At 60.2% G+C, this 21,195-nt stretch carries 23 protein-coding genes and 2 pseudogenes; 8 read left to right on the forward strand and 17 right to left on the reverse strand.

All coding sequences use genetic code 11. The annotated features are described in order from the left end of the window. Window positions 1–265: 265 nt before the first annotated feature. Window positions 266–667 (forward strand): YkvA family protein, encoded by a 402-nt coding sequence (locus MKI88_RS16990; RefSeq protein ID WP_407073378.1) that lies wholly within the window; start codon window positions 266–268, stop codon window positions 665–667. A gap of 314 nt (window positions 668–981) precedes the next feature. Here MKI88_RS16990 and MKI88_RS16995 read toward each other — a convergent pair whose 3' ends face one another. From MKI88_RS16995 to MKI88_RS17005, 3 genes are all read right to left on the reverse strand, one after another. After that, window positions 982–1,725 (reverse strand): alpha/beta fold hydrolase, encoded by a 744-nt coding sequence (locus tag MKI88_RS16995; protein ID WP_241632745.1) that lies wholly within the window; start codon window positions 1,723–1,725, stop codon window positions 982–984. Between the two features lie 270 nt (window positions 1,726–1,995). After that, window positions 1,996–2,151, reverse strand: coding sequence for a hypothetical protein (locus MKI88_RS17000; RefSeq protein WP_407073377.1), 156 nt, complete (start codon window positions 2,149–2,151; stop codon window positions 1,996–1,998). Window positions 2,152–2,535: 384 nt separating this feature from the next. Then, window positions 2,536–3,570, reverse strand: coding sequence for an IS110 family transposase (locus MKI88_RS17005; RefSeq protein WP_241632746.1), 1,035 nt, complete (start codon window positions 3,568–3,570; stop codon window positions 2,536–2,538). 700 nt (window positions 3,571–4,270) lie between these two features. Between MKI88_RS17005 and MKI88_RS17010 the strand changes: the two genes are divergently transcribed. Both MKI88_RS17010 and MKI88_RS17015 read left to right on the forward strand, forming a co-directional pair. Beyond that, entirely contained in the window at window positions 4,271–4,912 is a 642-nt protein-coding gene (locus MKI88_RS17010; RefSeq protein WP_241632747.1) for a hypothetical protein, read from the forward strand. Window positions 4,913–4,969: 57 nt separating this feature from the next. Beyond that, window positions 4,970–5,761, forward strand: a complete 792-nt coding sequence (locus MKI88_RS17015; RefSeq protein ID WP_241632748.1) for a transglutaminase family protein — start codon at window positions 4,970–4,972, stop codon at window positions 5,759–5,761. A 584-nt stretch (window positions 5,762–6,345) separates the two neighbouring features. On the opposite strand, the gene MKI88_RS17020 is transcribed toward MKI88_RS17015, so the two are convergent. From MKI88_RS17020 to MKI88_RS17055, 9 genes are all read right to left on the reverse strand, one after another. Beyond that, entirely contained in the window at window positions 6,346–6,762 is a 417-nt protein-coding gene (locus MKI88_RS17020; protein WP_241632749.1) for a hypothetical protein, read from the reverse strand. A gap of 187 nt (window positions 6,763–6,949) precedes the next feature. Then, window positions 6,950–7,108, reverse strand: a complete 159-nt coding sequence (locus MKI88_RS21435; protein ID WP_281063755.1) for an amidase family protein — start codon at window positions 7,106–7,108, stop codon at window positions 6,950–6,952. A 140-nt stretch (window positions 7,109–7,248) separates the two neighbouring features. Further along, window positions 7,249–8,226 carry a DUF1254 domain-containing protein gene (locus tag MKI88_RS17025; RefSeq protein ID WP_241632750.1) on the reverse strand — a complete coding sequence of 326 codons (978 nt, stop codon included), beginning with the start codon at window positions 8,224–8,226 and terminating at the stop codon, window positions 7,249–7,251. A 19-nt stretch (window positions 8,227–8,245) separates the two neighbouring features. After that, window positions 8,246–9,610, reverse strand: a complete 1,365-nt coding sequence (locus tag MKI88_RS17030; protein ID WP_241632751.1) for a DUF1254 domain-containing protein — start codon at window positions 9,608–9,610, stop codon at window positions 8,246–8,248. Between the two features lie 225 nt (window positions 9,611–9,835). Beyond that, entirely contained in the window at window positions 9,836–10,555 is a 720-nt protein-coding gene (locus MKI88_RS17035) for an AraC family transcriptional regulator (protein ID WP_241632752.1), read from the reverse strand. A gap of 99 nt (window positions 10,556–10,654) precedes the next feature. Next, complete coding sequence (locus tag MKI88_RS17040; RefSeq protein ID WP_241632753.1) at window positions 10,655–10,813, reverse strand: hypothetical protein; 159 nt, start codon at window positions 10,811–10,813, stop codon at window positions 10,655–10,657. Window positions 10,814–11,112: 299 nt separating this feature from the next. After that, window positions 11,113–11,538 (reverse strand): type II toxin-antitoxin system VapC family toxin, encoded by a 426-nt coding sequence (locus MKI88_RS17045; protein WP_241632754.1) that lies wholly within the window; start codon window positions 11,536–11,538, stop codon window positions 11,113–11,115. Further along, the gene (locus MKI88_RS17050) at window positions 11,538–11,780 is read right to left on the reverse strand and encodes a type II toxin-antitoxin system Phd/YefM family antitoxin (RefSeq protein ID WP_241632755.1); all 243 of its coding nucleotides are present in this window, start codon (window positions 11,778–11,780) and stop codon (window positions 11,538–11,540) included. The genes MKI88_RS17045 and MKI88_RS17050 overlap by 1 nt, the downstream gene beginning before the upstream one ends. Window positions 11,781–12,094: 314 nt before the next feature. Further along, a complete protein-coding gene (locus MKI88_RS17055; RefSeq protein ID WP_241632756.1) occupies window positions 12,095–12,946 on the reverse strand; it encodes an SMI1/KNR4 family protein in 852 nt (283 codons plus the stop codon). Window positions 12,947–13,229: 283 nt separating this feature from the next. Between MKI88_RS17055 and MKI88_RS17060 the strand changes: the two genes are divergently transcribed. The 4 genes and pseudogenes from MKI88_RS17060 to MKI88_RS17075 all read left to right on the forward strand — a co-directional run. After that, window positions 13,230–14,030 (forward strand): N-formylglutamate amidohydrolase, encoded by an 801-nt coding sequence (locus MKI88_RS17060; protein ID WP_241632757.1) that lies wholly within the window; start codon window positions 13,230–13,232, stop codon window positions 14,028–14,030. Further along, window positions 14,020–15,891 (forward strand): flavohemoglobin expression-modulating QEGLA motif protein, encoded by a 1,872-nt coding sequence (locus MKI88_RS17065; RefSeq protein ID WP_241632758.1) that lies wholly within the window; start codon window positions 14,020–14,022, stop codon window positions 15,889–15,891. The genes MKI88_RS17060 and MKI88_RS17065 overlap by 11 nt, the downstream gene beginning before the upstream one ends. Before the next feature lie 13 nt (window positions 15,892–15,904). Then, complete coding sequence (locus MKI88_RS17070) at window positions 15,905–16,951, forward strand: glutathione synthetase (RefSeq protein ID WP_241632759.1); 1,047 nt, start codon at window positions 15,905–15,907, stop codon at window positions 16,949–16,951. Between the two features lie 220 nt (window positions 16,952–17,171). Next, a pseudogene (locus MKI88_RS17075) lies at window positions 17,172–17,315 on the forward strand (ATP-binding protein); the annotation flags it as partial. Window positions 17,316–17,698: 383 nt separating this feature from the next. On the opposite strand, the gene MKI88_RS17080 reads toward MKI88_RS17075, so the two are convergent. The 3 genes and pseudogenes from MKI88_RS17080 to MKI88_RS17090 form a co-directional block, all read right to left on the reverse strand. Further along, window positions 17,699–18,280 (reverse strand): TetR/AcrR family transcriptional regulator, encoded by a 582-nt coding sequence (locus tag MKI88_RS17080; protein WP_241632760.1) that lies wholly within the window; start codon window positions 18,278–18,280, stop codon window positions 17,699–17,701. Then, window positions 18,277–18,741, reverse strand: a complete 465-nt coding sequence (locus MKI88_RS17085) for a DUF1348 family protein (RefSeq protein ID WP_147223223.1) — start codon at window positions 18,739–18,741, stop codon at window positions 18,277–18,279. The genes MKI88_RS17080 and MKI88_RS17085 overlap by 4 nt, the downstream gene beginning before the upstream one ends. 308 nt (window positions 18,742–19,049) lie before the next feature. After that, a pseudogene (locus MKI88_RS17090) lies at window positions 19,050–19,160 on the reverse strand (cyanate hydratase); the annotation flags it as partial. A gap of 43 nt (window positions 19,161–19,203) precedes the next feature. Here MKI88_RS17090 and MKI88_RS17095 point away from each other — a divergent pair. Then, entirely contained in the window at window positions 19,204–19,533 is a 330-nt protein-coding gene (locus MKI88_RS17095; RefSeq protein WP_241632777.1) for a LysR substrate-binding domain-containing protein, read from the forward strand. A 66-nt stretch (window positions 19,534–19,599) separates the two neighbouring features. Here the strand turns inward: MKI88_RS17095 and MKI88_RS17100 are convergent, their stop codons facing one another. Both MKI88_RS17100 and MKI88_RS17105 read right to left on the reverse strand, forming a co-directional pair. Further along, a complete protein-coding gene (locus MKI88_RS17100; RefSeq protein ID WP_241632761.1) occupies window positions 19,600–20,451 on the reverse strand; it encodes a nucleotidyl transferase AbiEii/AbiGii toxin family protein in 852 nt (283 codons plus the stop codon). Beyond that, window positions 20,448–21,128: a hypothetical protein gene (locus MKI88_RS17105; RefSeq protein WP_241632762.1), complete on the reverse strand. Its 681-nt coding sequence runs from the start codon at window positions 21,126–21,128 to the stop codon at window positions 20,448–20,450. Before MKI88_RS17105 ends, MKI88_RS17100 begins: the two co-directional genes overlap by 4 nt. Between the last annotated feature and the right edge of the window lie 67 nt (window positions 21,129–21,195).

Below are 21,195 nucleotides of genomic sequence, written 5' to 3' on the forward strand. Positions count from 1 at the left end.
CGGACGCCTCCCTCAAGTGGTGTTCAACACCTCCACTTTGGCACATCGATGCCGTCGGGGGGCGTCCACCCCATCACGACAAGGCTGACATCCTGGCGCCGCTGGGCATCTCCCAAAACCGGTCATCGTTCTCAATCTGAACGTAGGGCAGGAATCAGGCAGCCGAAATCGAGCTCTGGATGACGGCTTTGTCGGCGGTGGCCGTCATGGCCACGTGGGGCCACGACCCATTGCGGTTATTCGCGCGGTGCTCCACCCTTGGGACGTGATTGGGAAGCCGACGATTGAGCGCCTCAAAGATTGGGCGCGGAGTGTCAAGCGCGACGTAATTGCGCTGTGGCTGGCCGCCCGCGACCCTCGCGTTCCGTGGTATGCCAAGGCCATCGCTGCGGTGGTGGCTGCCTATGCGCTGTCTCCGATCGACCTAATTCCCGACTTTGTGCCGGTGCTTGGGTATTTGGACGACCTGCTGATTGTGCCGTTGGGCATCTTGCTTGCCGTCAAGCTCATTCCCGAGCCAGTCATGATGGACCTTCGTGCGAAGTCGCTTGAGCAGCGCAAGCCCACCTCAAAGGGCGGGTTGGTCGCAATCGTGCTGATATGGCTCGCCGCCATTGCTCTGGCGATTTGGTTGGTCTGGCCTATAGGGGCGAACGGCGGCGGCTGATGTTCGCTTTCCCTCAAAAAGTCGTCGTGCGGAAGCTCGATGAACGTGTGCCGGCTTTGGTGGGGACGAAATGGCCCGCTGAACTTCCGATTTGTGGGCGGCAGCTGTCGCGTTTGAACCTGACCTACCAGGACGTCAACGCGCCCCAGTCCCGGTCGTTCAGTGCTTCTGTGGCGAAGCGCGAAAGCAGTCGGTCTTTCAGCTGGCCGCCGAGCGGCCGCTTACGACAACCCATTGCGAACATTCCAGCTGAGCCACGATGCCCACATGCTGGGCAGGTCGCACCTTGCCTCGCGCGCGGCATGCCCGATCGACTACAAGATGCTGCGCCACAGCGCTAGCAGCGCCCCATTGAGCGGCCCTCCGGTGAACTGAATCTCGTGGCCGGCACCTTCAATCGCCATTCGAGATGCACCAATCCGTTCAGCAAGCGCATCGCACATGGCATCGTATCCTGCGCTATGCCCGCCGGATACCACGAGTTTCGGAAAGACGGCCGATTCCAGCTCGGCAAGCGGTAGTTCAGACTCCCAGATCGGCCGCCCTTGACGGAAGACAGGCACGAGCGGCACTGCAGCCGCGATCAGTTCGGGGGACAGAACCTCCGGATCACTCCCAACGAGTTGCAGGAAATGGATGACCCAGTCCTCGTCCGGAAGATCCTGATCCCAGAGGCGGCGGACTTCTGCCACCAATGTTCTCGCGGCTTGATCATGCTGGCCCAGCGCGAATGTAGCTGGCTCCAACAGCGTCAGAGACAGGGTCGCATCGGGACGGCGGGCGGCGGCGAAAAGGGCGCCGAGCCCGCCGTAGGAATGCCCCACCAGGTGGGCACCATCGCCCATGAGGCCGGCAATGTCGGTGGCATCAACCAGAAAATCTTCCCCTCGCGCCGGCGGGCTTCGCCCATAGCCACGCCGATCAGGCACCAGCAGCCGAAAGCCTTCGTCGGCGAGCGGTCGCTGAGCCTCCCACTCGTCGGCGCCCGTCGCCAGGGAGCCGTGCACTAATATCACGGGCACGCCCGACCCCCAGGAGTCTACGAACAGGTCGCTCACGTTGTGGCCTCCGACGGCGAGCCGGGGGCAAAACTCGGCTCGCTTCATAGCACGCGTTCAAGATGGAACAGCTCACTGTTCTCCGCAATGGGTTGAAGGTGGACGATCAACGGTCACCAAGCCCACCTCCGCTATTCGCAATTTCGGCACGGAAACGGACCGTCTACTTTCGGCCATTCCATGCCATCGGCGTACACCTGAACGAAGGGCGGCTTTCGAGCTACGCAAATCGACGCACGAACGTCTGACATGTCGGCGAAGAGTGACGGATCAATCGCGCTCACGTTCCATGAAGAGTGCTACCAAGGGCTGGTTGATATAATAATTGTTTCGTCCTGCGCGGTGCTTCTGGAGCAGCCGCCTTTCTGCCAGTTCGTCGAGGTACATGGTCGCGGTCGGACGCGACACATTAAGCTCTTGTTGCACCGGACGTGTAAAGACTTTCCGATTTTCTTTCCATGTTTTTCGGATGTGTAAAAGGCTCTGTCGTTAGACGTCGAGGCCGTTTTCCTCGCGCCTGAACGTAGGTTCGCTTCTGTAATGGGCCATGGTGTCAAGTCACCCGGTTAGTCCTGCCGCTTCTGTAATGGGCCATGGTGTCAAGTCACCCGGTTAGTCCTGCCGCTGGTTACTTGCTTCTGTCCGTGGTCAGTTTGAGCTGCCACATCATACCGTCAGAGGAAGTGGCGAGCCCATCTTTGCAACGTCGTCTTGGGTAGCGACTGCGGACCTAGCGGCTTCACCATCTTCACCGTCCCAGCGGTGGGACTACGGGCCGGCTGGCAGCTGACCCGATCTCTCAAGCTCTCCTCATGCCATAACCGTCGCCTCGCTGGTCCAGCGGAAGTCGGAGCCATCTACCCACATGCGGTGGAGGATAACGCCCAGCTTGCGTGCCAGTGCGACCCGCGCCTTCTTCGCCCCACGCCGCTTGGCCACCGCCAACGCCCAGCTCTTGAGAGCCGACATGCGTACGGTACGAGTGAGCATCACGTTCGCCGCCTCGTAAAGCGCGGTTCGCACCATCCGGTCACCGACCTTGCTGATCGAGCCGGTGACATCGAGCTCGCCGGACTGATACTTCCTCGGCGTCAGGCCAAAGTGAGGCCCGACATCGCGTGACCGCAGGAAGCGCGCGGGATTGTCGACCCCGCTCCTGAAGGTGATGGCGACGATGGCGCCAACACCCGGCACGCTCATCAGCTGTTGGCACACCGGGTCTGCGCGCACGAGGCCCAGCAGCGATCGGTGAAGGCGCGCAAATTCGGTCTGCAGCGCTCCTCGGGCCGCAAGCATCGAGCGGGCAACCGTCTCGAGCATCGCCTGGCCTGCCACGAGCTCCAGGATGCGCGCTTCGAAGCGGCCGCGGCTGATCGTCCCGACCTTCAAGCCAAAGCCGCGCAGCACACCACGAATCCCGCTCTCGATGTCGAGCAGCTTACCCTGGATTAGCTTGCGGGCAGTCAACAGCGAACGCACCTCCTGCGCGCTGACCGATTTGGCGTGCACGGGACGGTACCAGCCCAGCCGCAGCAGCTGGGCAATCCCGCGCGCATCGCGCCGGTCCGTCTTCACCGTCATCGCTGACAAGGCTGCCTTGACGTGCCGGGTCTCCAGCAACACCGCTTCAAAGCCGGCAGTCACCAGCCCTGCATGAAGCCACTGCGACAGGGGCCCGGCCTCAAGTCCGACCCGCGCAATCTCGAGATCCTGGCGACATAGGAAGTAGATCAGCGCCTCAGGTTCGCTCGCGACCTTTGCTTCGCACACCACCTGACCTTGCGCATCGACCACGCACACACTGGTCTGTTCCAGCGAGACGTCCAATCCGGCATAATGCTCCACGGCTGTCCTCCATCAGGCTAGCGGGGCTCGAGGCACCACACCTGAAACCCCGTCACTCCATCATGACCGGGGGACGGCCACCCCTCCAGTCCAGCTGGAGGTGCGGCCCATTACCGTATCTTTGCAGGAGGAGCATCAGCTCGCTTAATGTCCGATAAGTCGGCGCATGCTGCCGATGATGTGACAAACTCGGGGGAGTAGGTCGACGTAACCGCCACAGGCTCACAGCATCTTTCTCAGGAAAGTCGTCATCGTCCTCCACCAAGCTGACCCGTGGTCCGTCCGCACCGCACTTTCGGCAATGCACTTCCGAAGTGTTGTGAGTCACATCAGCAATCTCGCTGCAGAAGGGACAAGCATTCAAGTCGCGGCTCTTGGTGCGTATTTCCCATGCGCGATAGGTCCGCCAGGCCGCTTGAACGGCTGCAAAGTCGGCGGAACTAAGCGAACGCGCCAATCAGGAGCAGCAGCCCGCCAATGGCCATGAGCCCAAGGCCGGGAAGGTCCGCCTTGATGCTCAATCGTGAACCGCGCCCGCGGGGCTCGAGGGTGTCGGGCCGCCCCGACAGCTTTCGAGGCCGCGCTTCGCTGAGGCGGCCACGTGTCGCCGTCCGGGTCGCGGTAAGCACCATGCCACCGATGACCAGCAACATACCGATCCAGATTAGAGTCATGGGAGGTCAACCCCGCGCGATCGCCGTTGTTCCGCAAGCTGTCGCTTCAGATGAACAGCACGTTGAAGCTGAATATGCAGTTGATGAAGCCTCCGATTGTTCAGCAGGCCTTTTCCGAAACAGGGCCGCGCCGCCACATGCAATCTCGCCTGGCTGGAGTGGGATGTCGATTTCCCGGGTGCCACGCGCGTCGATCGCGCGTTGATGTTTCGCAAAACGGGAGAATGACCATGGCGCGACCGGTTCCCCTTAATCCTTGGACAATGTGGTTCAACTTGTTTCAGACGACATCGAACTTCTGGGAAACGGCGTCCGGCACGCAGGCCGTCCTGGCCGCGCGGGTGCCGGTTCTCCTGACTGCATTATATTCGCCGGGAACCGCTGACCACCGCGAACTTGCGCTGATGGTGACAGAAAAGGTCGAGGCGTTTGGCAAATCGGCACGCCGAAGCACCCAGAACGAGCTTGCGCTGAAAAAGGCGTGGAATGCGACCACCGGTGACTTGAGACGCATGGCCGGAGGTGGAGTTTTTGGGCCGATGGACTGGTGGCGGATTACAGAGCGCAACATGGCAATCGCTTCGGCGCTGATGACGTTACCCGGTGAGATGCTTGCACCCGTTCACAAGGGTGTGACGGCGAATGCTCGTCGCTTGCGCGCTCGTTGATTGTCCAGCATCGCTGCAAGCGTGCGTTAGCGATCGCGGTAGCCGGGAGTCATGCGCATGACCCGAATTCGGATCGAAGTCACCCTGGAGTATCATTTCACGGAGCCCACCGAGCTGTTGCTGGCCCTCGAAGCAGCGACGACACCGGACCAGCATGTTGTGGAAGACAGGCTCTTTTTCGTTCCGGAAGCTGAAGTGACCAAAATCAGCGGTGGCAGCAATGTAGGGACGCGCTGCTGGACCATTGCCGATGGTGCCTGGCGATCGGACTATGGTGCGGTCGTTGATGTCGATCGCCACGCCGTGGACCTCGCCACACTGGAGTCTTCGGCCCTTGCAACGATTCCCGCCGATGTGATCCCGTTTCTCTGGCCCAGTCGCTATTGCGAGGCGGATCGCTTCTGGAGTTTTGTCGACGCCGAGTTCGCCCGTCTTTCAGGTGGCGCTCTCGTCCTCGCCATTGTCGATTGGGTCCGTTTGCATTTGCGCTACACTTGGGGTTCCTCGACGAGCACCACGACTGCGGTGGACACATTCGTCAGCCGCGAGGGCGTCTGCCGTGACTATGCGCACCTCGTTGCGGCATTGGTGCGTGCTCGGGACATACCGGCGCGGCTCACATCGGTGTACGCTTGGGGCCTCGCCCAACCTGACTTCCATGCAGTGGTAGAAGTGTGGCTGGATGGGGCCTGGCATATCGTTGATGCCACGGGTCTTGCACCCGTCGAGCAAATGGTTCGCATTGCCACTGGCCGAGATGCGACCGACATAGCTTTCATGACCGCGTTCGGCCGGACGACGCTCGTTCAACAATCGGTGTCGGTGAAAATGATCGAAAAAGCGACATGAATTCACGGCTAGCCTTCATCGCCGGGAGAAGGGCATGGGATATCCCCGCCAGAGCCCGATTACTGGGAATGTTCCGCGGGGGCGCAATGCACGCAACCATATAAGGATTGCGGCGGGGCGGCGGTTTCCGCGCAATAACGGCTTGGAGCTTAAGATCGGTGCATGCTTGCGTGCGCTGCTGGGTAATGGATCAACCTTTGCCAGAAGAAGCGGACCCGGCCACATAAGAGCCGCCATCGCCTGGTGGCCAGGTTCCAGAGTTGGAGCTTGAATGTACGGCAGGCTTCAGGAAACGCACTGGTCTGCCGCAACGGCAGAAATGTGGGCGGCACCAGACGCGAGGCTACCCCCACGTACCGCGCTGCGCTTCAAATCGGATCAGTCAAACACCGACGACATTACGGGGCCCGATAACGACGACTGTACGTAGCCAGTTGCGCCCTGTGCAGAGCTTTTCATCTCATGGCCAGAGTGAAATGAACGGGTCGCATTCCGCGCTTCACGCCGTGGCAATTGCCTCTGAACGAACGACTGGTTTTGGGCAGCCGAGAGCAGCCTGTTAGCTTGGGCCAAACGGCCAGTTCTTACTTCGCAGAAGCCATGCAAGCGTCATAGCTACTTTGCCATGCGGTTTGCTTATCCGCCGTCTTCCTTTCTCCGCGGCGCTCCTGCCTGTTTCTAGACCCCGCCACCACCACGCCCGCAGCTGCGCCAGACTTGGCCTGGTTCTCGCGGTGCTCATCCTGCAGAGCGTCCGGAGCATTGTCATATCGATTGCCTTGCACACCACCGACGACCGCGCCGGCCGCTGCACCCTTTGCGGCTCCAGCCACGCGGCTGCCATCGGGCCCGGGCGCCGTCGTCGCGCTCGGCGTGTAGCCGGTCGCCTGAGTAGCTGTTGTACGGCATTGAGCATCGGCTGTGGTTGACGGCTCTTGCGCGGCAGCCGGGAGGATAAACATATTCAGGATTACGATTAGACAGGGGATCCGGTACTTCATGATTGCCTCCAATGTCATGGGGCTGATGTGGCGTCCAAAAGCGCACGAGGAAACAGGCGTAGCGCGCTGCTGTTAGGGGAGGCTACGCTCGTACGAGGCCGGAAAACATCGGGTCAAACCCTGAATGTCGTAAAATACCTGCGATGAAGATCGCCAAGGTCAATACGAATAGCGGCGGGCGTATGGACTAGTTTTCACCGACCGAGTTGGGGTTTCTGCCGCACCATTCGACTGTCGCTTGGAGCTGATAGGCTAAGGCGAGCAAGAGGGCTTCGCTGCCGGGACGGGTGGCGAATTGGATACCGATCGGCAACCCGTTGTCACTGAAACCAATCGGCAGGCTGATCGAGGGGTGCCCGCACGCGAACCGTTAACCTTGCGGCCCAAGAAATTGCCTAAGATCGGAACCTGAACGAGCAGCCGCTCTTCAGAGGAACCAATTCGTCCGTTAATGTCTGAAATGTGGGCGCGACCTGCCGATAGGCTTCATTCAATCGCGCGAGCCTCTGGAAAGACCCATGATCCGTCGAGAATTTCGGGCCGGGGGCGATAGAGCCGCACCATGTAGTTCCAGCCGGGTGTGATCGGCAGGCAGTTGGGGAGCGTGCCGTCGCACCCGCCGAACTGCACCGAGACCGATCCGTCCGCGTCCTTCTTCGCGGTGATGTTGTTGAGTGAATAGGCGTTCTGCGCGTTGGGCTCGAAGTAGCCCGCGGCATTATAAACGCTGATCGACCAGAAGCCGTCGACGGGCACGTCCTTGACGTTGAGCCGGTAGAGAGTGGCGCCGTCATTCTGCGCGGGGACCCTGTTGAGATAGAGCGCCTCGCTCGGCGGATTGGCGCCCCAGCCATTGGCCGCGCCGATTACGAAGCGGACGGGATCGACATCTTCCTTCCGCCCATACATGCGGTTGGTGTCGGGCATGGTCGTGGCGAGCACGAGCAGCGCGTCGCGCACCTTGTTCTGGCTCGCCATGTCCCAGCCGGGAATCTCGAAGCTACCGGGACTGGCCTGCTCGATCCGCATCGCGTCCTGCAGCGCATGGACCTGCCGCACATCCTCGGGATCGGACGGATCGACCAGCGTGCGCACGGCCGCAACGACATAACGCGTGCCGATCGTCCCGCGATCGAGGCGGTAGCTGCCGCCGCCGTAATGGACGCCGTGAGTATATTGATCCTCGTCGATGATCTGCAGCGACATGAAGCGGTCGCCCGCATCGGGCAGGGTGATGGTGACGGGGCTCGCGTCGAGATCGAAAACCGCGGCCGAATAGAGCGTGTCGCGGTTGAGGCGGATGACGGTCTGCTTGTCTAGCGGGGCAGGTTCGCGCGTGTGATCGAACTTGCCGAAGCCACCATTCCTGACGACGCCGGCGAAATAGAGGTCGGTTTCGGCGCGCGCGAAATTTTCGGGCGTGACGGGGACGCTGGCGCGCGCGGTTGCTGCAGGCTGGTTCATGCGACGTTACTCCTCGGGGTTATTGCACGCGCTCGAGGGGCGGTTGCGTCCAGCGCCCGTCGAGCGCCTCGTCCCTTGGCCAGTAGAGCCGCATCGTGACCCAGAAGGGCCCCGCGGGCACGGGCAGCCAGTTGGCCTCCCCATCCCGGCCGGGTGACGCGTTCTGGATATGGATCGTGATCCCGCCATCCGCGTCGCGCTGGAGCCCGGGCAGCATCGGCGAATTGATCAGGTAGCGGTTGAGCGGATTGGCGTAGAGCAGGCTCGCGGGCAGTTCATAGACAGTCAGCGACCAGAAGGAATTGACCGGCGGCAGGGCGTCAGGCGCGAGGCGGAGCCGGTAGCGATGTGCGCCATTGAGCGGCTGCCCATTGGAATCGACGAAATAGGCGGGATAGAGCGCCTCTTCCTTGGAATTGCCATAGATGCCAAGGGCAGCGCCCGCCATGCGCGCCATGTAATCGTTCTTCAGGAAGGCGCGCGTGCCGAATGCCTCGCCCGCAGGTCGTTTTCCGGTGTCGACCTCGGTCTCCTTGAAGCGGGCAAATTCGGTCCACGCGTCCGCCATGCCGTCGCGCACGGCCTGTTGCGTGTCGGGCGATAGCGCGTCGAAATCGAACGGGCGGCCCCCGCCGATCCCGAGGTTCGCGAAGCGCGCCATCAGTTCGACTTCGCAGGGGTGCGTCGGGCAGAACTGGAGTATGAAGTTTAGGAGGGCGAAGAACGTGGGCGATGCGCGCTGTTCCTCGGGCGTGAGCGGCTTCATGAACGCGACGGGCGGCGCGGGCGGCGGCGCGGGCCGGTTGAGGAATTGCGAGAGCGGCTCGACCCTGTAGCCCGCCTGGACCGCCTTCACGCCTTCGATGTCACCGGGGTCGAAAAGTTGTGTGCGATACTGGACGAACGCGAAATCGGTTTCGCAGAGAATGACCGATTTGACTCCCGCGGGCGGCTCACCACCCCAGCGCGGGCCGACAAGCAGAAAGCTCGCCGCGTCGCTGCCCGTGGCACGGCTGCCGACATAGGCGAAGTTGAAGGTGTACATATCGACGAACTGCAGCGAGTAATAGCGCCCCTCCGCCGCGGGCACCGAAAGAACCAGCGGTTCGGTGCGCAGGTCCGCGCCGAGCTGCGAATAGGGAGTATCCGAATTGGGGGTCTGGATCGCCTTGTCGTCGGGGGTGAAGACTCGCGCGACATTGTTGAGCCTGTTCCACGGCGCCTTGAAATCGGGATTGCCATTATCGACGAAATAGCTGTGCTGGATCCGGTAATTGTCGACGAGCGGGAAGCCGTAGATTGTTGCTTCCTTTGCGATTGATCGGGCTTCCTCATGGGATAGGGTATCCGCTGATGCCGTGCTGGGGTTCGCAAGGGTCTCCACAATAGTGCTCCTCACACAGCTGCATTTGCACCGACGCAAAGGAAACCTAGAACGATTTGGCTCGGATAGTTATCGGGAAGAACCCGGACAGGCATCATTGCCAAGATCAATGAACAATGACCGCTTCCAAGCAGCTAATGGAGAGCGCTGAACGGCGGAGATGGCGGCGCTAGCCGCCTTCCCGAGAGCTCCATTGTCTAGCGGCAGCCGGATTGCCGGCGTTGCTTACAGCGATGAAGACGATCGACGCACCTCAATTTCATTCGAACGCAATACACGCTGCTGAAATTGGCGAGGCGTGATCCCGGTCGAGCGACGGAACGCGTAGGCAAAGCTCGATGTCGAGGAAAAGTCGAGAGCCATCGCCACCGCTTTAATGCTGCCCTCGGTCCACAGAAGCTTCTTGGCAGCTTCCATGCGGTGATGCTGAACATAATGTCCAAGCGTGCAGCCATGGCTCTTGAGAAAGCCACGGGTAAGCTGTCGAACGGAAATGCTGCATAACTCAGCCAGCTCCACCAGCGTCGGCGGAACCGCCAAGTGTTGAAGGCGCTCGTCGATCAGCCTCAATCGCCAGGCGGCGAGCCCGCCGTTGACGTGCTCGTCCTGTACGGATTCGAGATAGCGGCAAAGCTCGATCGTCAACTGGGTCGCTATGGATTCGACCAGAAGCTTCGAATCCCGGCGTGGACTGCGAGCTTCTTCAGCCAGTCGGCGCAGCAGCAACCTTACGGTGTGGCTGGAAACATCCAGTGCTGCCCTAAGCCGCGGGTCGGTCCATTCCAGTGTGCCGCCCAGTCGCTGTAAAGCGAGCCTGCCCCGCAGTTCGCAGCGGATTGATGATTGGATGCCGCCGCTGTCCCATCGCACAGCTAGAGGCTGACCAGGTGGCACCAGCACGATATCTCCAAGTTTCTCGAAGCGATTGCCGCCCCACTTTTCCATGAATGCGCCGCGGGCGTTAACCGGACGAGGCGTGACGCGAAGATCCAGAAGCGGGTTGCCACAACTCCATACCGAACTCCCCTGCGGGGCGACGTTATATTAGGGGGTGGGAGTGAGCTTGAGACGATTTTCGTCGTCGATTAGCGTGAGCAGCGTTGGCAGTGTATTGCCCCATTTCCAGATGACAAGATTGAGGTCGTCGATCGATGCGCCGGGAGCGTAGCTTCGAACCTGCATGCCATTGAAGCCCTCAGCCACAAGACTCTTTTGCAAATATCTGCGTCGGAGCTTTGCCGTGGAGCTTCATCTTGTCCCGCCAGCCGGCATCCGCGAGCGCGACCGCGCTCATCCCATAGGGCTTGAGCGCGCTATCATCTTGCCCATTGAAGATGTCCGCGATGTCAGCGTTGTAGGAAACCTTCCGTGAATGAAGGGCTGCTTTCAGGGAGAGGATCTAGACCCTCGAACGGCGGCTATGTCGGCTCGAGCAGTCAGTGACCCGGCCAGTTACCGGTGGGCTGATCTCACACGGTCCGCAGTGCCAGAAGAGACTCTGTTTATGTCAGCAGTTGCGTCGGCACGCCGAGCGTTGGCCCAGCCTCAGCAAGCTTTTGGTCTAGCGTATGGACCGTGGCGCCATGCTCTGATGCAGTCGCGAGATGGAGCGCATCACCAGCACGAAGGCCGAGGGTATGGTGATCCGCAAATTTCGCGGCCGTCCTGAAATGCCCACCGGTGACCGGCAACACGGTGAAACTCTCGGCCACCAGCTTGTTGAACGTCGCGAGCGCTGCTGCACGTTGCTCCAGATTGATCTGCCCGGTCCGCAACTTGATCGCCATGGCGGATGACATCTCGGTGATGGTCCAATCGCTGACCAGTAGGTGCTCGGGATCTTGCTCTGCCAGCCAGCGCTGGATACGCGACGTCGTCGCTTCGTTGGACAGCGCAGCGACGATCAACGACGTATCAAGATAGAGCATCAGTAGCGATCGCCATCCCGCATCGACCGTACCAGCGCGGCAGCGTCCTGCGTTCGCGCCGGCATGGTCGCCGTCAGCGACTGCAACAGGGCGGCGTCGATACGCTTGCGCGGCCTGGCCACGGCAGTGAGCCTTGCCACCGGTTTGCCCCGTCGAGTGATGTCGATCGAATCCCCCGCCTCGACGCGATCCACCAGCTCGCTCAGATGGGCTTTGGCATCTGCCAGATTGATCATATCCATGTCACGCTCCTGACCATGTAGATAGTCATATAGCCTGTTCGGCACAACCAATCCAGAGAGCTTTTCAGATGTCATATTTTGCGCTCGCGCTCGCCGGCCGAGGCGGGAAGCCGGTTCGCTCCCGGCCAATGCTGGCTGACAGGGCCAACTGGCGTCTGCTTTGCGGTGATAGCGAAACCCGGTCGTATGTCCGAAAAGTGGGCGCCCGTGGTCGAGTATGCACGTCTGCTCGGTGTCCGCTATCGACATACGGCGTGGGCCAATAACTGAGTGTCCGTCCTCGCGCTGTGGCCGGAAACAGGGAGCGTTGGCTGTTAGAGAAAGGGCCCAGGTGCACCCAGAAGTATGCGCGCGCCTTCATGAAAGCTGTTTGCTGGCGGCACCTTCAAACGGAACTGGCGCAGCACGCGCTCTTCAGCTTCGGCGTCCAACCTGAAATTGCCGCTCTCCAGCAGGCCGGCGATCCACTCGAGGAACTTACCAAGAGACCCCGCGAGCACGACCTTCACATCTTCGTCGCGCCCGAAGAGGATCACTTGGCCAGTCCGACCGCCGGGCCAGGGGTCTAAATCGAGGCCGATATGGTTGCCTGAGCCATCATGGGTCAGCGGTATCCAAAGCGGATTGATGTAGGCTGGGTCGGCCGCGCCTTCAGGCCACGCCGCTCCAGGAATTGTATAACGATTGCCACCAAATTCGGCCAGTATGTCGCCCCACGTCCTCCACTGCGACCTCGCCTGATCGAGCGGCAGTAGTGGAAGTCCGTAGATATGACCCCAACGGTCGTCGCTTTCGCCATCATGCCATAGGTATAGCTGTCGATAGGCTCGCGGCAACTTGAGTCCAATCACGCGTTCAAACGCATCAAGCTCCGCTTCTGTCGCGGGCGGGTTGAACTTGTATTGGCCTGGCGGGAGATGGGTCGCATACCAGGCGTCGAGACGCGCAAGCACCGGCCCGATATCTTCGTCCACCAATGGCTTAGCTGTTCCTGGCGGCCGTTTGGGAGGCTGGTTTCCGGCTATCGCAGAGTTTCTTCTAATTTGCTGCATGGCACACCTGGCCGGAAGCAACCCCGCAAGACTTAGGGCGCCGAGCAAAGACGCACCGATCAGTAAATTACGCCTGCTTCGATCCATCACAGAAATTTGCGCATCATCGACCATTGTCGCATCCGGAGGGTGTCCGACTTTGGAAGGTTGGTGTTGTCCGTCGCTACCCCCATCGCAGACACTTACTAACGTTCACTTTCCACCCGGTAGCTGTCGCCGAACCATCGCCTGAACGAACAGCGGCTTTCAGCGTGGCACTCGCGAGGACTGAATGGCGGAGATGTGGGCGGAAGCTGCCGCTTTCGAAGCTGACTTACAGGGCCTGTGCCGAACAAGTCATCTGCAACCATTTGCCGCGTCGATTGTTGCTCTTTCAGAACAACCCAAACGAACGCGCGTGGCCGAGATCGAGCATGCAGACCCTCCATGGTGGCGCCTCCAGCGCGGCGACGGTCCCGTCATTGCAACCGCCATTCATGACGGGCATGGATTGCGCCGGGAGGTTCGGCGCGCGCTTGCACTCGCTGAGGCAGATCGCCTGAGGGAAGAAGATCCCTTTACGGGCCGGGCGGTCGAAGGCGTGGCCACCCACGTCATAGCCGGCCTGTCGCGTTTCGAGGTGGATCTCAATCGCGCGCGTGAGTCCGCAGTTTATGTAACGCCGGATCAGTCCTGGGGGCTGAACGTCTGGCAGGACGTCCCCGAGGACGATCTCGTCCAGCGCTCGCTTGCCGTTCACGATCGCTTTTACGACATGATGCAACAGCTGCTCACCGCAATCGAAGCCGATTGCGGACAATTCGTGCTGCTGGATGTGCATAGCTACAATCATCGTCGAGAAGCGCCCGACAGACCAGCCGCGCAGGCCGATGCGCCCGACATCAACATCGGGACATTTTCCATGCCACGCGACCGCTGGGCCTGGCTGCTCGATCCGCTGATCGAAGCGATGCGCGCGTTCGACTTTGGCGGACGCCGGCTCGATGTTCGCGAGAATGTCGCCTTTCAGGGCAAGGGTGAACTCACGCGTTTCGTCCACCACAATTTCCCCAAGACAGGGTGCGCAATCGCGATCGAGTTCAAGAAATTCTACATGGATGAATGGACCGGCACACCCGACCGGGCGGCGCTCGGCCACATGCGCGGCTTTATCGATCATGTCACCGCGGCCAGTCGGGATCTGCTCGATGGTCGCTAATGCCCGCGCTCTCCCACCATCCGCCCACGGTATTGCCGAACGCGCGGAGGCCAATGCCTTTCGCATATCCTTCTCGGAGGGCGGCCGGGCGCATCTCGATCGTCCGCTACCATTTTTGATGCTGTGCCGGCCGGGGCGCCGCGACGCCCACAGTCTGGCGAGCGCCATCGCCAGCCTCAGCCCCGCCTATGTGCTCTGGAACAACAACGCGAGTGATGCGGACGCATTGGCGGTCATCACCGCGATCGGTGAGCGAGCACGCATCCAGGGGCATCGGCTTCTGCTGATCTCGCTTTACGATCTGCCGCGTGATTCAGCGCTTGAAGAGGCCGCACCCAAGCTTGAGCGATTTGTGTGCAGATTGAGCGTATCGGATGACGGGGCGGCACAGGCAGCCGCCAGCTGCCTTGGGGAAGCGCTGGGCAAGATCACCGTCGACATGCGGCTATGCGCAGTCGAGCACGTGTCCAGGGCCTGGTTCGAGACGGGCGTCGAGCGCCTGATAACCGCGAACGGCCATGTCTCCCACATGTCTCTGGGGGTACCGCAGAACTATCGAATTCCGGGCAAACCCGCAGTCTATCCGCAATTGCTCCATGACCTCACGGTCGCGATCTTTGATGCGTTGCTGCAGGCATGCCGAGTCTTCGCGCTGCGAAGCGGCCACGACGTGCCGGCATCGCACCGTGCGCTTGGGCGAAGCACCTTTGTGACAGCGGCGCGCTCCATTGATCGCAAGCTGCTGCGGATCGCTACATCCTATGATTTTCTGCTCGGGATATCGCCGGTCAACAGCATCCAGGCGTTCGAGCATTTCAAGGCATCGGATTACGAGGCCGAGCCCGTTTTTCACTATCGTCCATTGCCGGTCGATCCCGATCTCGTCAAGCGCGCGCTCTACGCGATAGATCTGAGGCGCGCCGAGGATCCCGTGCTGGAGATCTTGTTTGCCGAGAAACGGCATGAACTCGATCAACAACTCACCATGCTGCGTTGTCGAAACACGTCAGCCTTTCGCTACGCTTCGCTCATGCTCTATGGCGCGGTGGAGCCGGCACTGCTCGACGCAGCACAGCAAATCCTTGCCAGACCCCATGCCTCACCGCCCGCCGACAAACATGCGATGGTTGATGCAGTCACGATCCGCGAAGGCGCCCGATCGCTGATCCGCCGCTACCGCAATGCCGACCCGGAGTTCATCGCGCGAACAAGTATTCGCGATGATCTGGCTCCCGGACTGATGGTGACGGGACGCACGTTACTGATCTCCAGCGCCACGCGCATGCGCAGCGCGCGGCTCGATGCTCTCCTCCAGCATGAGGTGAGCGTCCATTTGCTGACCTGCGTCAACGGGGACGCGCAGGGTCTCGCGATCTTCCGAACCGGACTTGCCGGTTATGAAGGCATTCAGGAGGGGCTTGGCGTGTTCGCCGAGGCGGTGTCGGGCGGGCTTACCCCGGCGCGGCTGAGATTGCTCGCCGCGCGGGTGGTCGTGGTGGATGCGATGCTCAAGGGCGCAAGCTTCATCGATTGTTTTCGCATGCTGGTCGAAGGCGATGCGTTCAAATCGAGAACCGCCTTCAATATCGTGGCCCGCATCTTCCGCTCGGGCGGGCTGACCAAGGACGCGATCTACCTTCGCGGGTTCAGGGAGGTGCTGACCCTGCTCGCCGCTGGGCAGGATCTCACGCCGTTCTGGGCGGGAAAGATTGCGGCGCATCACATATCCGTGGTCGAAGAGCTCGAGCTGCGCGGCCTTATGAAACCGCCGCGTAACGTGCCCGAGTTCCTGACGCGCGAGGGTGCCTCACAGCGTGTCGATGCATTGCGCAAGCTGACATCGGTTGCCCAACTCATATGAATGGAGACAGGCCATGCTCATCGCCTTTTTCGTAAATGACATGGAAACCGAGCATCCAGGGTATACCACGACGGTGCTGGCGCACGAGGCAACGCGTCGCGGCCATCGGGTCTGCTACATAACGCCCGGCGATTTCATGCTGAACCCGCAGGACGAACTTCACGTGCATGCGCGATTTGCGCCGACGAAGAAGGCCCGCACCGCAAGCGAGTTCTTCAAGGCGATGCAATCGGCCGAGCAGGATCCGGCCACGATCGACATATGCGAGGTCGACGTTCTGATGCTGCGAAGCGATCCGTCGCTCGATGCGCAATCAAGGCCTTGGGCGGAGGGTGTGGGCATCATTTTCGGCCGCGCCGCTGCGGCGCGTGGCGTGCTCGTCCTCAACGATCCTGACAGCCTTTCGCTTGCCATCAACAAGCTCTATTTCCAGTCCTATCCAGAGGCTGTGCGCGCGGAGACACTGATCACCAAATTCGCGAGCGATGTGAAGCAATTCGCCAAGGATCATGGCGGCAAGATCATCCTGAAGCCGCTACAGGGGTCGGGCGGCCAAAGCGTATTTCTCGTAGGCTCGGAGAACGCCTTGAACATCAATCAGATGATCGAGGCGATCGCGCGGGACGGCTATATCATCGCGCAGGCCTATGTACCCGCGGCGGCCAAGGGCGACATCCGTCTCTTCCTGATGAACGGGCGACCGCTACAGATCGGAAAGAAGTTTGCAGCGCTTCGGCGCGTGAGCTCGAAGGATGACATCCGGAGCAATATTCATGCTGGCGGCACGGCAGAGGCGGTCGAGATCACTGAAAAGGAGTTGCGCGTGGCCGAACTAATCCGGCCCAAGCTCATCGCCGACGGCATGTTTCTGGTGGGCGTCGACATTGTGGGTGAAAAAATTTTGGAGGTGAATGTGTTCAGCCCTGGTAATCTGCAGAGCTGCAGCAAACTTGCAGGCGTCAATTTCGCGACCCCGATCATCGCCGCGATCGAACGCAAGGTCGAGATCGCCATGGAGTTCACCGGCAATTTCGACAATCGCACGCTCGCAGTGATGTAGTTTGGCCCAAGCGGCGCAAACCGATCTCGATCAATATGACTTTCCCCCGAATTCAATCGGTTTGCCGGAACGGCAGAACGGATCGTTCACGGGCATATTGAACAGAAGAGAAGCAGTGAATCGGGATCGAATCGACGCCTATTGGGAGCGCCACGAAATAGGGTGAGTGGCTGGAAGACGAATTGCTCGACGCAAGATCGGATCGAGCGACATTTGGCCTGTCGTCGCCAACGCCATTCTCGACCGGCTGCTCCACCACAGCCATGTCATCACCATCCGCGGGGATAGCTACCGATTACGCGAAAAGCGTCGCAGTGGCCTTTTGCAAAAGGGCACTGCGACGCATGATTTGGAGAGTGCCTAACAACCCTGGGCGGACCAGTTTTGCGTGTCGCCCCCGGACCACTTCACGATGTCGCTTGATACGAGCTGAACGAACGGCCGCTTCTGCGTGAAATCCGAGGACGTCCGGTCGCGTACGAGGTAATTCCCGCGTTATTCGATGCGACGATGACAGGCTGGATTTCGTCAGCCATGCGGCTGAACCATTTCCTGATTGCGGGCACGTGTTTGCCAACGGTCACGGGAAATGCCCCCTCGTGTGTAAATGTCGATTTTGGCAGCGCAGAGCATCAGCCCACCACTTGCTCGCACAATGGGGCTAACCGCAGCAGCGCCAAGGCTGTCTGGGAGACAATATTGGGAAAGCTGGAACGAACTGCCCGAATGCGGGCAGCTCAGGGAGTGTCAGCCGTAGCGGCCGATCGCATCGAGCAAGGTCGACTGGAGGCGGTGAACGATCCGTTGAAAGCTCGCATCATCACCAAGTGCTCGTGCCAGGACGATTGCACCCTGAATTCCAGATACTGCCTCTTCAGCCAGATCCGCGGCCATCGCTGGCGGAACCCTTGCGACTTCGAGACAGTGTGCCAAGGCCGAAATCCACCGAGCGAAGTAGTCCTTCACCTTCACCGCGAAGGTTTCGCCAGAGGAGTTAAGCCCCAGGCACCCAACGACGCATACCCGCCTTCCGGAGCGGAAATACGCAGTCACGTCGCCGAACATGGCCGTAACAGCCGCCGCTGAATCAGTGACATTCTCCAGCGGCGTGAATATCGCGTTGGTGAACCAACCGTCGATGTTCTCGAGGACCGCCTCCATCATCTCCTCCTTCCCGCGGGGGAAGAAGTTGTAGAGGCTGCCTTTGCCTAGGCCCGTTGCCTTCGACAGCACGGCCAAGCTTGCGCCCTCGAACCCATGCTCGCGGAATGCCTCTGCCAACGCCGGCAGCGCACTTTCGCGATCAGTGAGGGCGCGCTTGGTACTCAAAGGCCGAGGTCACTCAGCGAAGCGTGGTCATCGGGACGGCGGCCGAGGGGCCAGAAGAACAGCCGCTCCGATTCCTTGATCGGCATTTCGTTGATGCTGGCGTGGCGGTTCGACATGAGTCCGTCTTCGGCAAAGAGCCAGTTTTCGTTTCCGTAGGCGCGGAACCACTGTCCGGCGTCATCGCGATACTCGTAGGCATAGCGCACGGCAATACGGTTGCCGGTGAACGCCCACAGCTCCTTGATAAGCCGGTATTCGTGTTCCTTGTTCCACTTGCGCTCAAGGAAGGCCTGCGCCTCCTGACGATTGGTGGCGAACTCGACGCGGTTACGCCAGCGCGTGTCGAGGGTGTAGGCCAGAGCCACCTTGGCGGCGTCGCGGGTGTTCCAGCCATCTTCGGCCAGACGGACCTTCTCGACAGCGCTTTCGTGGGTGAACGGGGGCAGAGGAGGACGGGACATTTGATTTCCTTTCGAGATGTGAATGGTCTTGGCAAGGGCCGGAGCCGCAAGGGCCGCAGCAGGAAGGGCAGCTATGAAAGTGCGGCGGTTCACTCGATTCCCCTTTGGGGCTGTTGACTTGTACCAATCGGTACATCATTTGACCGATCGGTACAAGTCATTTTTCACGAGGTAAACCCGCATCCGGTCCAGCGACCGGAAGACGCTGCATTTTCAGTGCCTTTGGTGTGAAGGGTGCGCCAAGGTACGGCTGGCGCCGGGAGGCATGGGCCGCAATTAGTGACTCGTGCCTCGAAACAGTCGGCCCGTCAGAAGGGCTTCGTCGGAAGGTACTTGCCGTCGAGCGTGATGACGCAGCGGTGGCCGCCTTCGTGGTCTTCGCGCTTTTCGAGCTTCAGCTTGAAGTTGATCGCGCTGATGGCAACCGATTCCATTGATGTTGCGGGCATCGAGAGGGAGGAGATGGTTCTGCTGAGCGGGGGCTTCGCGACACGTCAAACCATCGACAAGCATTTCAAGCGACACTGGTTCAAGCCAAATGTTGTCATCGAGACAAGTTCGATGACGACGCTGATCGAACTTGTGCGGTCCAGTTCGTTTGTGACAGTCCTTCCGGACGCTGTTGCCTTAGAAAGAGACGACCTGCGTTTCCGCCCCCTTCTTCCTGCGATCGATGAACGAAGGGTCGTATTGCTACAGCGCGAGGGTGGCTATTGCTCGGCCGCTGCAAGGGCATTCGTCGCTACGCTCGATGCTTTCGTGCAGGAGCTAGGGGCGCCGCCGCTGACTTAGTTCGCGCTCGGCACCTCATGCCAGCAGCGTGTGGGGCTGATAGATCCTCGGCATAAAATGAACCAGTCACGCCGCCGCCATCTTCTCAAGCTTTGCCAGGAAAAAGCGGTCGCTCCATAACGCCAGCGACTTCGCCTCCGCCGGGCGCAGGAAGCGCCTGACATCGTCGGCGGCGGCTTTCCAGTCGATAGTAACTATGGTGTTCCGTAGCGTGTCCTCCAGCCATGCCATGTCAATCTGGAGAGCGTCCCGCCCCGCCCATGGGCCTGCCTGGATGAGGGCGGCTTGGAGATGTGTCAGATTGGGAAGCACCCCGTTCGAAACATACCAAGAGAAGTCAAACCAATCCCGCCCTTTCAGATAGCCTCGGCAGAGGAGCGCGTGGATTTTTAACGCGAAGTTGGACGGCAAATCCTGATGCCGCACCTCGTAATCGGCAGGGAAATCGAGAAAGGTGGTAGTTTCGCCAGACGCGGATGGTGGATTGGTATCGATTTCCAGCTTGATCCTGATGGTCTTGCGGCGTCCCGTTCCTGCGAAGGTCAGGTCGAGCTGGCTAGCAATAGAATTATCCTTGAGCACCGCCTCCCGGACAGCTTTGTCCATCCTCTCTTTCGGCTGGGCATCAAGCTTCAATCCGAACTGGGCGAAAACCTCGACCAGAGTTTTGAGATAAGGTGCCCAGTCGAATTCAGGGTTGGGTGACCGAAGCATGAAATCGAGAGCTTCGGAAAACCTGGGCAGGCGATGCAGGATACGCAGGCTCGTGCCGCCCTGAAAAAGGGCAACATCGAAAAAATCGCCACGCCATAGCGCATACAAGGCGATCTCCTGGATGGTCTCCTTGGTCGCATTCTCTTCCTCGACCGCGTTGGCTGCGCGATATTGGCGAAGCTTCTCCTGAATGATTTCAATCATCCAACGCGTCCTTTGACTTCGCCGTTGTTCGTCAGAACGGCGCCCTCGAGTGATTGGAGGAAATGGTTGGCGGCCTTGTGCTTGTAAACGGGGCGGAGCGCGGAGAAATCCTTGCGCTTAAGCGACAACAGCCGATCCTCGTCGATGCGCATGCCCGTGATAAGCCAGTCCAAACCGGACCAGCGTTCTTTCCGTAGGGCGACAAGATCCATCAGTGCTCGCAAAGGCTGTGCGACGAACGCCGCAAGGTTGCCGAACTTTTCCCGATCGACGTCCGTCAGAAACTGGTATTCCTTTAGCGCGAGGGGATGAAAGCTGAATTGTCCGAGAGATGGCGTGTCATAGGTAATCGTCTTGCGGCTGGGCGAAACGCTTGCCGTGGTGAAGACGGCCTCCGGAATCCAGCCGTGGTAGGCGAGGGCGGTTTCAAAGGAGATATAGCTTCCTGGCAGAAGCGCTTGGGCAGCAACGAAGGGATGGATGGCTTCGTTGCTGGTTCGCTGACCCAACATATAGGTGGCTCGCTTGAGACGGATCAGAGAACCGTCCTTCAGAGCCCTGTGTACCAGAGCATGACGGCGGGCATCACTCCCGCCCAACAACTCGCGAAGCTGGCCTTCGTTGAAGATCCGCTCAGCAAGCTTCGATCCTGAAACTTGTTTGGACAGAGAATTCATAAATTCCAGATACTTTCAAATATTGAAAGTTTCAAGAATTTCCTGCATCGCGTCGCTTGGCCGGGAA

It is taken from the genome of Sphingomonas sp. LaA6.9, assembly GCF_022601895.1.
Lineage (GTDB): Bacteria > Pseudomonadota > Alphaproteobacteria > Sphingomonadales > Sphingomonadaceae > Sphingobium_A.

Coding starts and splice junctions, on each gene's coding strand:
- MKI88_RS17095 (WP_241632777.1), top strand. CDS start 19,204: ATGGTTCTGCTGAGCGGGGGCTTCGCGACACGTCAAACCATCGACAAG.
- MKI88_RS17035 (WP_241632752.1), bottom strand. CDS start 10,555: ATGGAAAAGTGGGGCGGCAATCGCTTCGAGAAACTTGGAGATATCGTG.
- MKI88_RS17070 (WP_241632759.1), top strand. CDS start 15,905: ATGCTCATCGCCTTTTTCGTAAATGACATGGAAACCGAGCATCCAGGG.
- MKI88_RS17045 (WP_241632754.1), bottom strand. CDS start 11,538: ATGCTCTATCTTGATACGTCGTTGATCGTCGCTGCGCTGTCCAACGAA.
- MKI88_RS17020 (WP_241632749.1), bottom strand. CDS start 6,762: ATGAAGTACCGGATCCCCTGTCTAATCGTAATCCTGAATATGTTTATC.
- MKI88_RS17065 (WP_241632758.1), top strand. CDS start 14,020: ATGGTCGCTAATGCCCGCGCTCTCCCACCATCCGCCCACGGTATTGCC.
- MKI88_RS17050 (WP_241632755.1), bottom strand. CDS start 11,780: ATGGATATGATCAATCTGGCAGATGCCAAAGCCCATCTGAGCGAGCTG.
- MKI88_RS17100 (WP_241632761.1), bottom strand. CDS start 20,451: ATGATTGAAATCATTCAGGAGAAGCTTCGCCAATATCGCGCAGCCAAC.
- MKI88_RS17015 (WP_241632748.1), top strand. CDS start 4,970: ATGACCCGAATTCGGATCGAAGTCACCCTGGAGTATCATTTCACGGAG.
- MKI88_RS17105 (WP_241632762.1), bottom strand. CDS start 21,128: ATGAATTCTCTGTCCAAACAAGTTTCAGGATCGAAGCTTGCTGAGCGG.
- MKI88_RS17085 (WP_147223223.1), bottom strand. CDS start 18,741: ATGTCCCGTCCTCCTCTGCCCCCGTTCACCCACGAAAGCGCTGTCGAG.
- MKI88_RS17025 (WP_241632750.1), bottom strand. CDS start 8,226: ATGAACCAGCCTGCAGCAACCGCGCGCGCCAGCGTCCCCGTCACGCCC.
- MKI88_RS17055 (WP_241632756.1), bottom strand. CDS start 12,946: ATGGTCGATGATGCGCAAATTTCTGTGATGGATCGAAGCAGGCGTAAT.